This window comes from Streptomyces sp. NBC_00328, assembly GCF_036139655.1.
Taxonomy (GTDB): domain Bacteria; phylum Actinomycetota; class Actinomycetes; order Streptomycetales; family Streptomycetaceae; genus Streptomyces.
This window is the reverse complement of the sequence record NZ_CP108013.1, coordinates 2,943,428-2,956,526: the sequence shown is the minus strand read 5'-3', so window position 1 is coordinate 2,956,526 and position 13,099 is coordinate 2,943,428. Positions and strand designations below refer to the sequence as shown.

Annotated in this window: 14 protein-coding genes; 6 read left to right on the top strand and 8 right to left on the bottom strand. The window is 71.3% G+C overall.

What is annotated here, in order from left to right:
* Nucleotides 1-20 precede the first annotated feature (20 nt).
* Nucleotides 21-824, top strand: coding sequence for an SAM-dependent methyltransferase (locus tag OG485_RS12970; RefSeq protein ID WP_328668491.1), 804 nt, complete (start codon nt 21-23; stop codon nt 822-824).
* Between the two features lie 63 nt (nt 825-887).
* Here the strand turns inward: OG485_RS12970 and OG485_RS12965 are convergent, their stop codons facing one another.
* From OG485_RS12965 to OG485_RS12955, 3 genes are all read right to left on the bottom strand, one after another.
* Complete coding sequence (locus tag OG485_RS12965; RefSeq protein WP_328668490.1) at nt 888-2,381, bottom strand: glutamate synthase subunit beta; 1,494 nt, start codon at nt 2,379-2,381, stop codon at nt 888-890.
* A 211-nt stretch (nt 2,382-2,592) separates the two neighbouring features.
* Nucleotides 2,593-3,072 carry an anthrone oxygenase family protein gene (locus OG485_RS12960; RefSeq protein ID WP_328668489.1) on the bottom strand — a complete coding sequence of 160 codons (480 nt, stop codon included), beginning with the start codon at nt 3,070-3,072 and terminating at the stop codon, nt 2,593-2,595.
* Between the two features lie 403 nt (nt 3,073-3,475).
* Nucleotides 3,476-4,171, bottom strand: coding sequence for a DUF2293 domain-containing protein (locus OG485_RS12955; protein WP_328668488.1), 696 nt, complete (start codon nt 4,169-4,171; stop codon nt 3,476-3,478).
* 141 nt (nt 4,172-4,312) lie between these two features.
* On the opposite strand from OG485_RS12955, the gene OG485_RS12950 reads away from it, so the two are divergent.
* Together OG485_RS12950 and OG485_RS12945 are read left to right on the top strand one after the other, a co-directional pair.
* Nucleotides 4,313-4,954 carry a uridine kinase gene (locus OG485_RS12950; protein ID WP_328668487.1) on the top strand — a complete coding sequence of 214 codons (642 nt, stop codon included), beginning with the start codon at nt 4,313-4,315 and terminating at the stop codon, nt 4,952-4,954.
* 121 nt (nt 4,955-5,075) lie between these two features.
* On the top strand, nt 5,076-5,513 hold the full coding sequence (locus OG485_RS12945) for a CBS domain-containing protein (protein ID WP_328668486.1): 438 nt from the start codon (nt 5,076-5,078) through the stop codon (nt 5,511-5,513).
* A 63-nt stretch (nt 5,514-5,576) separates the two neighbouring features.
* On the opposite strand, the gene OG485_RS12940 is transcribed toward OG485_RS12945, so the two are convergent.
* Nucleotides 5,577-6,704 (bottom strand): magnesium and cobalt transport protein CorA, encoded by a 1,128-nt coding sequence (locus tag OG485_RS12940; RefSeq protein WP_328668485.1) that lies wholly within the window; start codon nt 6,702-6,704, stop codon nt 5,577-5,579.
* A gap of 223 nt (nt 6,705-6,927) precedes the next feature.
* Between OG485_RS12940 and OG485_RS12935 the strand changes: the two genes are divergently transcribed.
* Nucleotides 6,928-7,722 carry a methyltransferase domain-containing protein gene (locus OG485_RS12935; RefSeq protein ID WP_328668484.1) on the top strand — a complete coding sequence of 265 codons (795 nt, stop codon included), beginning with the start codon at nt 6,928-6,930 and terminating at the stop codon, nt 7,720-7,722.
* A 62-nt stretch (nt 7,723-7,784) separates the two neighbouring features.
* On the opposite strand, the gene OG485_RS12930 is transcribed toward OG485_RS12935, so the two are convergent.
* Nucleotides 7,785-8,783 (bottom strand): carbohydrate kinase family protein, encoded by a 999-nt coding sequence (locus OG485_RS12930; protein WP_443048688.1) that lies wholly within the window; start codon nt 8,781-8,783, stop codon nt 7,785-7,787.
* Complete coding sequence (locus OG485_RS12925; protein WP_328668483.1) at nt 8,780-9,685, bottom strand: pseudouridine-5'-phosphate glycosidase; 906 nt, start codon at nt 9,683-9,685, stop codon at nt 8,780-8,782. The genes OG485_RS12930 and OG485_RS12925 overlap by 4 nt, the downstream gene beginning before the upstream one ends.
* 331 nt (nt 9,686-10,016) lie before the next feature.
* On the opposite strand from OG485_RS12925, the gene OG485_RS12920 reads away from it, so the two are divergent.
* Nucleotides 10,017-10,379: a cupin domain-containing protein gene (locus OG485_RS12920; RefSeq protein WP_328668482.1), complete on the top strand. Its 363-nt coding sequence runs from the start codon at nt 10,017-10,019 to the stop codon at nt 10,377-10,379.
* A gap of 56 nt (nt 10,380-10,435) precedes the next feature.
* Here OG485_RS12920 and OG485_RS12915 read toward each other — a convergent pair whose 3' ends face one another.
* Together OG485_RS12915 and OG485_RS12910 are read right to left on the bottom strand one after the other, a co-directional pair.
* The gene (locus OG485_RS12915; RefSeq protein ID WP_328668481.1) at nt 10,436-10,990 is read right to left on the bottom strand and encodes a methylated-DNA--[protein]-cysteine S-methyltransferase; all 555 of its coding nucleotides are present in this window, start codon (nt 10,988-10,990) and stop codon (nt 10,436-10,438) included.
* Nucleotides 10,991-11,069: 79 nt separating this feature from the next.
* Nucleotides 11,070-11,936, bottom strand: a complete 867-nt coding sequence (locus OG485_RS12910) for a glycerophosphodiester phosphodiesterase (protein WP_328668480.1) — start codon at nt 11,934-11,936, stop codon at nt 11,070-11,072.
* Nucleotides 11,937-12,214: 278 nt separating this feature from the next.
* On the opposite strand from OG485_RS12910, the gene OG485_RS12905 reads away from it, so the two are divergent.
* Nucleotides 12,215-13,087 (top strand): MHYT domain-containing protein, encoded by an 873-nt coding sequence (locus tag OG485_RS12905; RefSeq protein WP_328668479.1) that lies wholly within the window; start codon nt 12,215-12,217, stop codon nt 13,085-13,087.
* Nucleotides 13,088-13,099: the final 12 nt, after the last annotated feature.

The following is a 13,099-nucleotide window of genomic DNA, read 5'->3' as shown; positions in this document are numbered from 1 at the left end:
GCGGACTTACGGAGACCGTCATGACCGGGCAGCCCCCGACCGGAACAGACACCGGAAAACCGCATCCGGCGCGGATGTACGACTGGTATCTCGGCGGCAAGGACAACTACCCCGTCGACGAGGAGATGGGCCGCCAGATGCTCGCCCTCGACCCGAGGGTGCCGGTGATGGCCCGGGTCAACCGCGCCTTCATGCACCGTGCCACACGCTGGCTGGCCCAGAACGGAGTGCGGCAGTTCCTCGACATCGGCACCGGCATCCCGACCGAGCCGAACCTGCACCAGATCGCCCAGGCCGTCGCGCCCGACACGCGGGTCGTGTACTGCGACAACGACCCGATCGTGCTGGCCCACGCGGCAGCCCTGCTGCGCAGTTCGGACGCGGGAGCGACCGAGTACCTCCAGGCCGACGCGCGGGATCCGGAGGCCATCCTCGACGGGGCGCGGAAGGTCCTGGACTTCGGCCGGCCCGTGGCGCTCTCCCTCGTGGCGCTGCTCCACTTCGTCTCCGACGCGGACGGCGCGCACGCCCTGGTCGGCCGTCTGCTGTCCGAACTGCCGTCCGGCAGCTATCTGATGGTCACGCATGCCACCGCCGACTTCACTCCCGAGGAGTCGGCCGCGGCGATCGAGAAGCTCAAGGCGGCGGGCGTCACCCTGGCGCTGCGCTCCCGCGCGGAGTTCACCCGCTTCTTCGACGGCCTCGACCTGGTCGAACCGGGCGTCGCGGTGGTCCACGAGTGGCACCCGGAACTGGGTGAACCGGTCCCGGGTCAGGACGACGGTGTCATCCCGGGATACGGAGCGGTGGCACGCAAACCGTAGGTCCCTCAGGGCGCGGCGGTCCGAAGCCGCGGCGGGCGCGACGGTCCGCGTGCACGGCCTGTACTACGTGGTCATGGGGCGGTCGTACGGTCCGATCGGTGCCGGCAGACGCGAGCGGGCCGCCCCGCTGAGCGCCCGGTCCACCGCCGCGGCGACCGCCCGGCCCTCGGCGATGGCCCACACCACCAGCGACTGCCCGCGCGCCGCGTCCCCAGCCGCGTACACCCCGGGAACGTTCGTGCCGAAGTCGGCGCCGCGGGCGATCGTGCCGCGCGGCTCGAGTTCCAGCCGCAGCTGGTCGATCACACCGTCGTGCGGGTCCGGGCCGGAGAAGCCGAGGGCGAGCAGGACGAGGTCGGCGGGCAGGGTCCGCGCGGAGTCGGGGACCGGGCGGCGCCCCTCATCGACCTCGACGAGACGCAGCGAGTGCACCCGGCCGTCCGCGTCCCCCTCGAACCGGAGCGTGGACGCTGCGAAGAGCCGGGCGTCCGCGTCGGCGGCGGGGGCCGTGCCCAGCGCGCCGGCTTCCTCGTGCGCGGCGGAGAGCCGGTAGACCTTCGGATACGTCGGCCACGGCTCGGCGTCCTCGTCGCGCTCGGCCTCCGGCTGCGGATAGATGTCGAGCTGGGTCACGGAGGCGGCGCCCTCACGCACCGCCGTCCCCAGACAGTCGGCGCCGGTGTCACCACCACCGACGATCACCACATGCCTGCCCGCCGCGGACAACGGGGAGACCTCCAGATCCCCCTCGCACACCCGGTCGGCCAGCGGAAGGTACTCCATCGCCTGATGGATGCCGGACAACTCTCTGCCGGGTACGTCCAGTTCGCGCCAGGCGGTGGCGCCGAGCGCCAGAATCACGGCGTCGTAGCGGGCCTTGAGCTCGACCGCCCCGATGTCGGTTCCGATCGCCGTCGACGTGCGGAACTTGGTTCCCTCCGCTCGCATCTGGGCCAGCCGGCGGTCCAGATGCCGCTTCTCCATCTTGAACGCGGGAATTCCGTACCGCAGCAGACCGCCGATCCGGTCCGCTCGTTCGTACACGGCCACCGTATGACCGGCCCGGGTCAACTGCTGTGCCGCGGCGAGCCCGGCGGGCCCCGACCCGACGACCGCGACCGTCCGCCCCGAGAGGCGGTCCGGCGGACTCGGCGGTGTGAACCCGTCCTCCCAGGCGCGGTCGGCGATGGCGACCTCGACGTTCTTGATGGTGACCGCCGGCTGGTTGATCGCCAGCACGCAGCCCGCCTCGCACGGAGCGGGGCACAACCGCCCGGTGAACTCGGGGAAGTTGTTCGTGGCGTGCAGCCGGTCGCTCGCCGCCCGCCAGTCGTCGCGCGAGACGAGGTCGTTCCACTCGGGGATCAGATTGCCCAGGGGACACGCGTCGTGACAGAAGGGGATGCCGCAGTCCATGCAGCGGTCGGCCTGTTTCTCGATGATCGGCAGCAGGCTTCCGGGAACGTACACCTCGTTCCAGTCCCGTACCCGCTCCGGGATCGGCCGGCGCGGATACTCCTGGCGTGGTGTGGTCAAGAAACCCTTGGGATCGGCCATGGCCGTCTCCCTCATGGACGCGTACGAGGGGGCACAGCCGCACGGACGTCGGCCGTCCTCGGCCACGGAATCCGGGCAGCACTCCTTTCCAGCCACGATACGTCGCCCGCGCACCCGCCGCCGCCCCGGACGGCAACGGGCCGAGGACTCGGACCCGGGCGGTCGCGGGCGGAGCGGCGCGACGCACCGGGGCGGGGGAGGGGCGCAGGGCTCAGGCGAGGGCGAGGGCGTAGGACACCGCCGCCGCGGCCGAGGCGGCGGTGCGGACGTGGTTCCACATCGTCCACTGGCGCACGAATACGGGCCAGTAGGCGGCGGCCTCCGGTGTCTCGGGGTCCAGCTTCAGCAGCGCGTCGTTGCGTGGGACGTTCGCCGCGATCGTCACCCCGAACGCCCCGAACAGGTACAGCGCGCTGCCGAGCAGCAACTCCACCGTCCCGTCGTCCGGCAGCAGCACGAACGTCACCACCGCCAGCACCGAGCTCAGTACCGCCGATCCGATGAACACCACCATGAACGGGGGACGGACCGCGGCGACGTTGATCGCGTTCATCGCGGCGACTCCCTGCGGCGGCGGCAGCTGGGCGAGGGCTCTCATCACGAAGGTCGAGAAGCCGCAGAACACCCCGGCCATCAGCCCACAGCCGAGCACCCCCAGCAGGGTCAGCACGAAATACGGTCCATCGATCATGTCCACTCCCGTGTCGAACCGGCCGGAGCCAAGATCCTGCACAGCGTCGGCCGTCATCTCAAGCGAAATCCCCCACGCCCACAACGGCCATGGCCGAGCGCCGCACACCCATGCGCGACCGTCTCCGCCGGCCCGCCCACCGTCCCCTCACGCCCCGGCCGACCACCCCGCGACGGCCGCCGGCCGTCTCCTCACATCGCCGCCGCCCGCCCCGCGACGCCCGCCGACCGTCCGATCGCTCGGCAGCCGACGCCCCGCGACGGCCGCCGACCGTCCGATCGCACCCGCGTGAACCCTTCGCTCGTACCTGGCTCTTACCCCATGCGAGCCTTCGAGCCTTCCTGCGTTCCCTCCTGCGAGCCCTCGCTCGTACACCCGCGCCCGCACCGGGGTGCCCCTTCGTTCACGCCTGTGCGGTGATGTCGTCGCGCCATTCCCAGAGCCTCGTGTCCACCGTCGCCGCGATCCGGCGGCGTGCCTCGAGACGCGAGACGCCGCTCATCAGCAGATGGTCGTACGGGGTCTCCGTGTGCCGTACCGACGCGCGGACCGCCGCGGTCACCGCCGCCTCGGACAGCGCACGGCCCGCCGAGCTGCGCCCGACCCGCCCGCTGCCGCGCACCGAGGCGTGTGCGGCGATCGCTCGTGCCCGGTCGGCCGGACAGGCCGGGAACAGCCGGGATATCTCCCGCGCGAACGCCTCCGTGAAGCGGACGTCCTCAGCCTCCCGGCGCCGCGCGTCCCGTGCCCGGCGTCGCCGCCGTGCCTCCGCGTCCGCCAGGCACCGTTCCTCGGCCAGGCCGAGCGCCGCCTCCTCGACCATGACGCCCTGCCGCTCGTAGCGCCCCCGCCGCCGGTTGAACCGCACCACCACCGCCGACAGCGTGCTGCCCTCCCGCGATCTGCGGGTCAGCGCCGTGTCGCCGCGCGGCAGGAACACCAGGTGTCCGAGATCCGCACAGTCCAGACACCGAGGCGCCCCTGCCTCCAGCACCAGCAGCGGGAGCGGCCCGCCCCGGCACTCGACACAGTGCCGCTTCCTGAGCGGCTGGACGACGAGAAGTCCGTTCCGGCGCGGGGGCTCAGCGATCGGTGCCATACGCGTTTTCTTCCCCGGACCGGTGCCACATCTACGTCGTCGGGCGATACCCGTGTATGACGCACACCCCGGTGGCCCGCTGCCCTCCACGTCCGCTCGCGGTCCGACGCACCGGCCTGGTCCCCTCACGCGCGCGGCATCATGGGGCCTGTGCGACTCGAAGCGATCACCTGGGAACGGCTCGGCGACCACCTCGCCGATCGTCTGCTCGACCTGAAACCGCAGGACGGCAGCCCCTGGCCACGCGTCGCCTTCGACGGAGCGCCGGCCGCCGGCACCGGCGAACTCGCCCAGCGCGTCTTCGAGGCGCTGCGGGTACGCGGCCGTCCCTCGCTGGTCGTCGCCACGCAGGACTTCCTGCGTCCCGCGTCGCTCCGGCTCGAACACGGTCACCAGGACGTCGAGGCCTACTACGACGGCTGGCTCGACACCGGCGCCCTGTGGCGTGAGGTCTTCGGGCCCCTCGAACCGGGCGGCGACGGCAGGGTCCTGCCCGACCTCCGGGACCCCGTCACCGACCGGGCCACCCGCAGTCCGTACGTCCAACTCCCGCCCGGTGGAATCCTGTTGCTCCACGGCCCCCTCCTGCTGCGTCACTGGTTCCCGTTCGACCTCAGCGTCCACGTACTCCTTTCTCCGGGTGCCCTCCGGCGCCGTACTCCCGAGGCGGAGCACTGGACCCTGCCCGCGTTCGCCCTCTACGAGAGGGAGGTGGGTCCGGACGCCGCCGCCGACGTCCTGGTACGGGCGGACGACCCCCGCCACCCGGCCTGGAACGGCTGATGGGGGTCCGGATCCACGGATCTCCAGGTGCGTGGCCCCTGGGGCGCGGCGAGAATAAAGGGCGCCGGGACTAGCGGTGTGTTCCACGCCGCGCCGGCCGTCCGGCACCGGGAGGTACTCCATGACCACCGCCGGAGACATCATGCACCGTGGCGCCCAGTGGATCCCCGCCCACGAGACCCTGGACCGCGCCGCCCAGCTGATGCGCGAGCTCAATGTGGGCGCGCTGCCCATCAGCGACCAGGACGAACGCCTCTGCGGCATCCTCACGGACCGCGACATCGTCGTCGGCTGTGTGGCCATGGGCCATGACCCCGCGCAGGTCACCGCAGGTGAGATGGCCAAGGGCACACCGCGTTGGATCGACGCGGGCGCCGATGTCGGCGAAGTGCTCCAGGAGATGAAGGGGCACCAGATCCGCCGGCTTCCGGTGATCGAGGACAATCGACTGGTCGGCATGATCAGCGAGGCCGACCTCGCCCAGCACCTCAGTGACGAACAACTCGCCGCGTGGGTCGAGAGTGTCTACGCGAGGGGCGCGGGCAGCGCCACGGGATGACCCTGCGGTCCTCCCGCCGGCACCGCCCCGACCGACCGGCCGGACGTGCCGGCGAGGCAGGTGTCAGAGCCAGCCGTTGCGCCGGAACCCTCGGTAGAGGACGAGGCAGCCGACGGATATGAGGCTGATGACGATGGGGTAACCGAACCTCCAGTGCAGTTCGGGCATGTTGTCGAAGTTCATGCCGTAGACGCCGCAGACCATGGTGGGGACGGCGATGACCGCAGCCCATGCCGTGATCTTCCGCATGTCCTCGTTCTGCGCCACCGTCACCTGCGCGAGATGCGCCTGCAGGATCGAGTTGAGCAGTTCGTCGAAGGCGGCTATCTGCTCGGTGACCCGCAGCAGATGGTCGGAGACGTCACGGAAGTACGCCTGTATCTCCGGGTCGACCACGCGGGTCGGCCGGGTCGCCAGCTCCTGGACGGGCCGGGCGAGCGGGACCACGGACCGCTTCAGTTCGAGGAGTTCACGCTTGAGCTGGTAGATGCGGCCCGCGTCGGCACGTGCGCCGTTCGGGGCGAACACGTCGGCCTCGACCTGGTCGATGTCCGACTGGACGGAGTCCGCGACGCTCACGAACTCGTCGACCACATGGTCCGCGACCGCGTGCAGGACCGCGGCCGGCCCCTTGGACAGCTGCTGTGCGTCGGACTCCAGCTCCTCGCGCAGCGGGCCCAGGGATCCGTGGCGCCCGTGGCGCACGGTGATGACGAAGTCCGGACCGACGAACACCATGATCTCGCCGGTGTTCACCACCTCACTGGTCGCCGTCAACTCCTTGTGCTCCACGTAACAGACCGTTTTGAACACCGCGAACAGCGTGTCGCCGTACCACTCCAGCTTCGGACGCTGATGAGCCTCCACCGCGTCCTCGACGGCCAGGGGATGCAGATCGAAGAGCTCCGCGATGCCCGCGAACTCGACGTCGGTCGGTTCGTGCAGCCCGAGCCAGACGAATCCCTCGTCGCGCTTGCGGATCCGCTGCACGGTGTCCACCAGATCGCGGCCCTCGGGGATGCGCACGCCGTCCCGGTACGCCACACAGTTCACCACCGAGGAGCCCAGCGGAGACCGGGCGGGGTGACTCAGGTCGACACGGCGGCTCCGCCGTGTCAGCCGTGCCACTCTGCGGAGGCCGTCGACCGCGCCGAGAGCCGTCACCCTCCGCAAATTCCCTGCCATGGACATCTGGATCTCCTCGCGTGGATCTCCCAGGGCCGCACTTTGCGCCTGGCACGCCAGTGTGCCAGGCCTGGTCGGACACCGGAAAAACCTGTGGGAACGGAGCATTCCGTTCCGGTGTTCGGAGGGCTCGGACGGACGCGGCAGGACGGACCTCTCGCCGACGTCCGTGCCGACGACGGGAGCGTCGACGATCCGCGTTGAGCAGGTCGACTGGGATGATCTCCTCATGACGCGAGCCGACGGGTATCTCCTCGACAACCAGCAGACGGAGGCGGGCCGGCGTTTCGAGGCCCTCGCCACTCTCTTCGACCCCACGACGTTCCGGCACTTGGAGCGCTTCGGCGTCGGGTCCGGCTGGCGCTGCTGGGAGGTCGGGGCGGGGGGCACGTCCGTCGTGTCCTGGCTGGCCAAGAAGGTGGGGCCGACGGGGAAGGTCGTCGCCACCGACATCGACACCTCGTGGGCGGCCTCCGTGGCACGCTCGCCCGTCGAGGTCCGCGTCCACGACGTGGGCGCCGAGGAACCGCCGGGGGAGGGTTTCGACCTCGTGCACGCCCGGCTCGTACTGGTCCATGTGACTGACCGGGAGCGCGCGTTGCAGTCGATGATCAAAGCCCTGCGGCCCGGAGGCAGGCTCCTCGTCGAGGACGCTGATCCCGCCCTGCAGCCGCTGCTCTGCCCCGAGGAGTACGGCCCCGAGCAGCAGCTCGCGAACCGGCTGCGCCAGGGCTTTCGCTCACTGCTCGCCGAGCGCGGTGCCGATCTCGCCTACGGACGCAAGCTCCCGCGGCTGCTCCGGGACGCTGGGCTGCGGGGAGTGGAAGCCGACGCGTACTTCCCCGTCACCTCACCCGCCTGCGAGGCCCTGGAGTCCGCCACGGTCCGTCAGATCCGCGACCAGCTCGTCACCGCGGGCCTCGCAACCCAGGAGGAGATCGACCAGCACCTCGCGAACGTCGCCACCGGTTTCATGGACCTGGCGACCGCGCCGATGATCTCGGCCTGGGGGCGCAAGAACTGAGCGAGGGCGAGGACGGCGGGCCCGGTCGGCCGCACGTGTGTGTCGTCGCGTGGCCGAGGCGTTCAGTGGCCGTGTGTCTCCCCTTCGTCTCGCCGGGCACTTCCCGTGGGCGGTCGTCCGCCGACCCGTTCCACTGCCTTCGCCCCGGCCGCGCACCCTGCCCCCGCGGCCTCTTCGGGGCCGGCGCCCATGAGCAGTGCCGCGAGGAACGCGCCGGTGAACGCGTCTCCGGCGCCCGTCGTGTCCCGCGGCGTCGCCCGCAGCGCCGGGAGATGGGCCCGGACGGATCCGGAACGGGCGACCACGGCGCCGTCACTCCCCAGCTTGGCGACGACCAGGGGGAAATGGCGGCTCAGCTTGGCGGCCGCGTCGGCCGGATCGGGCAGCCCGGTCAGCAGACAAGCCTCGTCACGGCTGGGCAGCAGGACGTCCACGCCCGCGCAGAGTTCGAGAAAGCGGTCCACGCCCAGCTCGGTGAGGAATCCCGTCGACGCCGGGTCGACGCTCACCGGCACACCACGCGCCCGCGTCGACTCCAGCACCGCGGACACCAGAGCCCGGCCCGGCCCGGAGAAGAACAGGTAGCCCGACAGGTGCAGCCGCGCGACCCCGTCGAGCAGCGAGGGCGACCAGTCGCCCGGTGCCAGCCGCAGTGACGCCCCGCTGTCCGTGAGGAACGTACGCTCCGCCGACGCACCGCCGTCCACCAGGCAGATCACCGTCCCGGTCGGAACCTTCGGATCCGTCACCAGGAGAGGCCGCACGCCGCTCGCCGTGAGTTCGCGTTCGTGCCACGCAGCGGCGTCGATGCCCACCCGGCCGAGCAGCCGTACGTCGGCGCAGCCCTCGTGCACGGCCCAGCACGCGACATTGGCGCCCGCGCCGCCCGGCACGGTCCGGATGGCGGCGACCGTGTCGGTGCCGGCCGCCAGCGGTCCGCGATGCCGGGCGACGACATCCGTGACCACGTCCCCGACGACGAGCAGAGCGCCTTCGGCGGGGCCGCCCCGGTCAGCGGCCTCGCCACCGCAGGCCTGGACGACGGGGGCCGTGTCGCTCACGCCCCCGCCCAGGCCGCCGCGATCCGTCCCGCGAGGCGCACGTTGCCGCGAACCGCCGCCAGATTGGCGGCGAGTGACGCGCCGTCCGTGTGCCGGACCAGATAGGAGAGCAGGAACGGTGTCACCGCCTGTCCTGTCACACCCTCCGACTCGCACGCGCGCAGCGCCTCGGCGAGCACGCGCGCGTGCAGCACGGGATCGAGCTGTTCCTCCTCGGGGACGGGGTTCGCGACGACGAGCGACGAGTCGGGGGCGTGCAGCGCGTCCTGGGCACGCATCACCTCCGCGACCTGCTCGGGAGAGTCGAGGGTCCAGTCCACGGGGTGCCCCGAGTCGGACAGATAGAAGCCGGGGAACCGGTCCGTGCCGTACCCGGCCACCGCCACGCCCAGCGTCTCCAGGCGCTGCAGTGTCGCGGGCACGTCCAGGATCGACTTGACCCCGGCGCACACCACCGTGATCCGGGTACGTGCCAACAGGCCCAGATCGGCGGACTCGTCCTGGGTCACCGTCCACTCGCGGTGCACACCGCCGAGCCCTCCCGTCGCGAACACCCGCACCCCCGCGCGGGCCGCCAGAAGTGCGGTCGCGGACACGGTCGTCGCCCCGCTCGCCCCCGCGGCCACCGCGAGCGGCAGGTCACGGTGGCCCAGTTTGCGGATGCCGTCCTCGTTCGCGACCCGCTCCAGCTGGCCCTTGTCCAGGCCTACGTGAGGCCGGCCGTCGAGCACGGCGATCGTCGCGGGTACGGCGCCCTCCTCGCGGACGACCTCCTCCAGTTCGAGGGCGACCTGCAGATTGCGCGGGCGTGGCAGCCCGTGGGCGATGATCGTGGACTCCAGGGCCACCACCGGCCGACGCGCGTCGAGCGCCTCCCGCACCTCTTCGGACGTCACGATCACGCGCCTGCCTCCTGTCGTCGGTCGACGTTCTTCTCCCTGATCTCTGGCGAGCGGCGCGTCCGGCCAAACCCTTGCGACCCGCGGCGTACGGCACTCGCCCCGGGGGTACGACGGACAACTCGCCACGACTCGGTCATGCCGTCGTGCCGACAGGCGATCCGGCCGCCTCGGCCGACTTCCACGAAACGGCCGCCGGGGATCTCCTCCGCCCCGGAAAAGAGAGGGCACTCCACACACGCGGGAGCGGGACCTTCGAACCGGTTTCGATACGGCCGGCTCGGGGCGACCCTCGGCGCACCGAGTGGAGGACAAGCCCTTAGGGTGTCCGCTCATGACCATGTACTCCCAGGCCACGCCGTCGTTCGCTGTGCACATTCCCGACGCCGAACTCGAACCCGAGCCGCTGAACCCGGCCCAGATCGTCTCCGGCGACCCCGCCGTGACGGGCAAGGTGCTGTGGGAGTCCGCCGACGGCAAGCAGTTGCGCGGCATCTGGCAGATCACGCCCGGCGTGGTGACCGACACCGAGGCCGACGAACTCTTCGTGGTGGTCAGCGGCCGCGCCACCATCGAGGTGGAGGGCGGCGACGTCATCGAGGTGGGTCCCGGCGACGCGGCGTTCCTGCGCGAGGGCGACCGCACGACGTGGACCGTCCACGAGACGCTGCGCAAGGCGTACCACATCAGCCTCTGAGGATCGGCGGACCGGACAATCCACCGCGCCCTTTGCCGCCGGCCCCCGCGGCGACCTCAGAACAGCGGTTCCGGGAGGACGCCTTCGAGGGCCAGCAGTTTCCGCTTGGTCTCCAGACCGCCCCCGAAGCCGCCGATGCCGCCGTCGCTCTCGACCACCCGGTGGCAGGGCACCACGACCGGCAGCGGATTCGAACCCATGGCCACCCCAACGGCCTGGGCCGCTCCGGGCGCGCCCACCCGCCCCGCCAGGTCGCCGTAGGCCACGACGGAACCGAACGGAACGCCCGAGTTCAGCTCACGCAGCACCTGACGGTTGAACCCGGAGATCAGCGACCAGTCGAGCGGCAGGTCGAAATCGTGCCGTTCGCCCGCGAAGTACGCCTCGACCTGGCGTATCGCCTCGGCCAGCAGAGGGGACCCGGGCGCCTCGGCCGGCTCGGAGCCCAGTCGGGACGCGATCCGGTCGAGCGCCTTGTCGCGCACCGTGTCCGAGGCGTGAAAGACGACATTGACCAGGCCGTGGGGCGTCGCGGCGAGGAGCAGCGGACCGATGTCCGTGCCGACGACGGACCACACGATCTGCTGCTCGTACCGCCCGTGGCTGTTCATGCGATCCACGGTACGGCCCGCCACTGACAATGCCCGGGGCGCGCACCCGGAGCCCGTCCGCGCCCCGGGCGACGGCGCGCTAGCGCAGGGCCGCGCGGATCACGTCGGGCGTGTTCGTGATGACGCCGTCCGTGCCGAAGGCCGCCAGGCTCCGCGCGGTGGCCGCGTCGTCCACGGTCCAGGCGAAGACTCTCATCGGGCCGTGCGGGCCGTGGAGTGCGTGCACCGCCGAGACGTAGTCGGACGAGAGCGAGCGGTGATCGGAGTTGATCTGGTCGGCGAACCGCGCGTACCAGGGCAGCCGCGCGACCGGAGGCGTCCCCAGGAAGGCCGTCGTGATGCCGGGCCGCAGCCGGTGCACGGCCCGGACACTGTCCGCGCTGAAGCTCTGGACGATCAGCCTGTCCCGCAGATGCACGGGTTCCAGCCAGCCCTGGTTGCTCAGGAGCCTGAGCGTCTGCCGCTCGATGCCCGGATACAGCTCAGGGTTCTTGATCTCCAGGACGAGTTTCTGATGGTTGCGCGAGACGCGATCCATGTACTCCCGCAGCGTCGGAACCTTCGCGCCCGCGAACCGAGGGCCGAACCAGCTGCCGGCATCCAGACGGGCGATCTCGGCCGCGGTGAAGTCCTTGACCTTCCAAGGGCTCCGGCCGGGATAGACCGCCTCGACGTCGGTCGTGCGCGCCAGCGAGGCGTCGTGGAGGACGACCAACTGGCCGTCGCGGGTGCGCTGGACGTCGTTCTCGACCCATTCGAACCCCAGCTCGGCCGCCCGGTCGACGGCGGCCAGCGTGTTCTCCGGAGCGTAGGCGGAGGCGCCGCGGTGGGCGACGACCAGCGGTGCCGTGGTCCGGCCGCCGGCCTTGGCGTGCGGGCTGGGCAGTATCAGAACGGCTCCCCCAAGAAGCGCGGCGGTCGTGGCGGCGGCAACGCGCGCGTGCATGCGTTCTCCTCGCGTCGGGCGATCACGGACAGCACAAGATTGACAGCAGAGAGTCGACGCAGGGGGGAAGGGAGATGGCCGCGGATTGAATGGAGTTGTCCAAGTCCGCTCGCTGCCACCGCACAACTGGGGAGAGGTCGTGATTGTTTGCAGGATTATCGTTCGACCATTCCGGTGGGGTCGTACTCTCTGCCTCAACCCGGTCCGCTCCGGCGGTCGGGGCCGCGGGGGTGTTTCGGACGGTTCCAGGAGTAACAGGGCGGGAAAGGCAGCCGCGCATGCGAGGCACGGTCGACGGCTTCACCTACGGACTCGTCACACCGCTGGTGGCGTATTTCATGGCCTGCCTGGGCGGGGCACTGGGCCTGCGCTGCACCGCCAGATCCATGCTCGTCGGCGGCCCCTGGCGGGCCGGCTGGCTCGCACTCGGCTCGGTCGCGATCGCCTCCGGCATCTGGACGATGCACTTCATCGCGATGATGGGTTTCACGGTCGAGGAGAGCCCCGTCCACTACGACCGGCCGACGACGTTCGCGAGCCTGGGCGTCGCGGTCCTGATGGTCGGCGCCGGGATCTTCATCGTCGGCTACCAGGGTGCGACCGGGACCGCGCTCTTCACCGGAGGGACCGTCACCGGCCTGGGTATCGCCTCGATGCACTACCTGGGCATGGCCGGGATGCGGCTCAACGGGAAGCTCGCCTACAACACCCTCACCGTCTCCGCCTCGGTCGTCATCGCCGTCGTGGCCGCCATCGCCGCCCTCTGGGCCGCCGGGCAAGTGCGTGGATTCCTCTGGAGCGTGGGTGCGAGCCTCGTCATGGGGCTGGCCGTCAGCGGCATGCACTACACGGGCATGGCGGCGCTCAGCGTGCATCTGCACGGCCCCGCCGACGGCACCCCCGCCGGGGACTCGGCGGCCTCGCTGCTCGCGCCCATGATGATCGGCCCCCTGGCCCTTCTCTGTCTCGCGGGCGTCGTCGTGATGTTCGATCCGCAGATGATCGTGGGCAAGCCCGACCGGCGCCCGGCGGAGATCCGGCGTCCGGGCGTCCCGGCCCACCCCGGCCCCGTGCACACCGGCCGCCGTCCGGCCGTCCGCCCCGTGAGAGAACGCGCCTACCGACGCTCGAGGACCCCGCAGAGCAGGTGATCCGGCCCGGTT

What these genes read in the sequence shown, in the direction of transcription:
- OG485_RS12910 (WP_328668480.1), bottom strand. Translation starts at nt 11,936, where the DNA reads ATGCACGCGCGCGTTGCCGCCGCCACGACCGCCGCGCTTCTTGGGGGA.
- OG485_RS12955 (WP_328668488.1), bottom strand. Translation starts at nt 4,171, where the DNA reads ATGGCACCGATCGCTGAGCCCCCGCGCCGGAACGGACTTCTCGTCGTC.
- OG485_RS12965 (WP_328668490.1), bottom strand. Translation starts at nt 2,381, where the DNA reads ATGGCCGATCCCAAGGGTTTCTTGACCACACCACGCCAGGAGTATCCG.
- OG485_RS12920 (WP_328668482.1), top strand. Translation starts at nt 10,017, where the DNA reads ATGACCATGTACTCCCAGGCCACGCCGTCGTTCGCTGTGCACATTCCC.
- OG485_RS12945 (WP_328668486.1), top strand. Translation starts at nt 5,076, where the DNA reads ATGACCACCGCCGGAGACATCATGCACCGTGGCGCCCAGTGGATCCCC.
- OG485_RS12950 (WP_328668487.1), top strand. Translation starts at nt 4,313, where the DNA reads ATGGGGCCTGTGCGACTCGAAGCGATCACCTGGGAACGGCTCGGCGAC.
- OG485_RS12940 (WP_328668485.1), bottom strand. Translation starts at nt 6,704, where the DNA reads ATGTCCATGGCAGGGAATTTGCGGAGGGTGACGGCTCTCGGCGCGGTC.
- OG485_RS12905 (WP_328668479.1), top strand. Translation starts at nt 12,215, where the DNA reads ATGCGAGGCACGGTCGACGGCTTCACCTACGGACTCGTCACACCGCTG.
- OG485_RS12970 (WP_328668491.1), top strand. Translation starts at nt 21, where the DNA reads ATGACCGGGCAGCCCCCGACCGGAACAGACACCGGAAAACCGCATCCG.
- OG485_RS12935 (WP_328668484.1), top strand. Translation starts at nt 6,928, where the DNA reads ATGACGCGAGCCGACGGGTATCTCCTCGACAACCAGCAGACGGAGGCG.
- OG485_RS12960 (WP_328668489.1), bottom strand. Translation starts at nt 3,072, where the DNA reads ATGATCGATGGACCGTATTTCGTGCTGACCCTGCTGGGGGTGCTCGGC.
- OG485_RS12915 (WP_328668481.1), bottom strand. Translation starts at nt 10,990, where the DNA reads ATGAACAGCCACGGGCGGTACGAGCAGCAGATCGTGTGGTCCGTCGTC.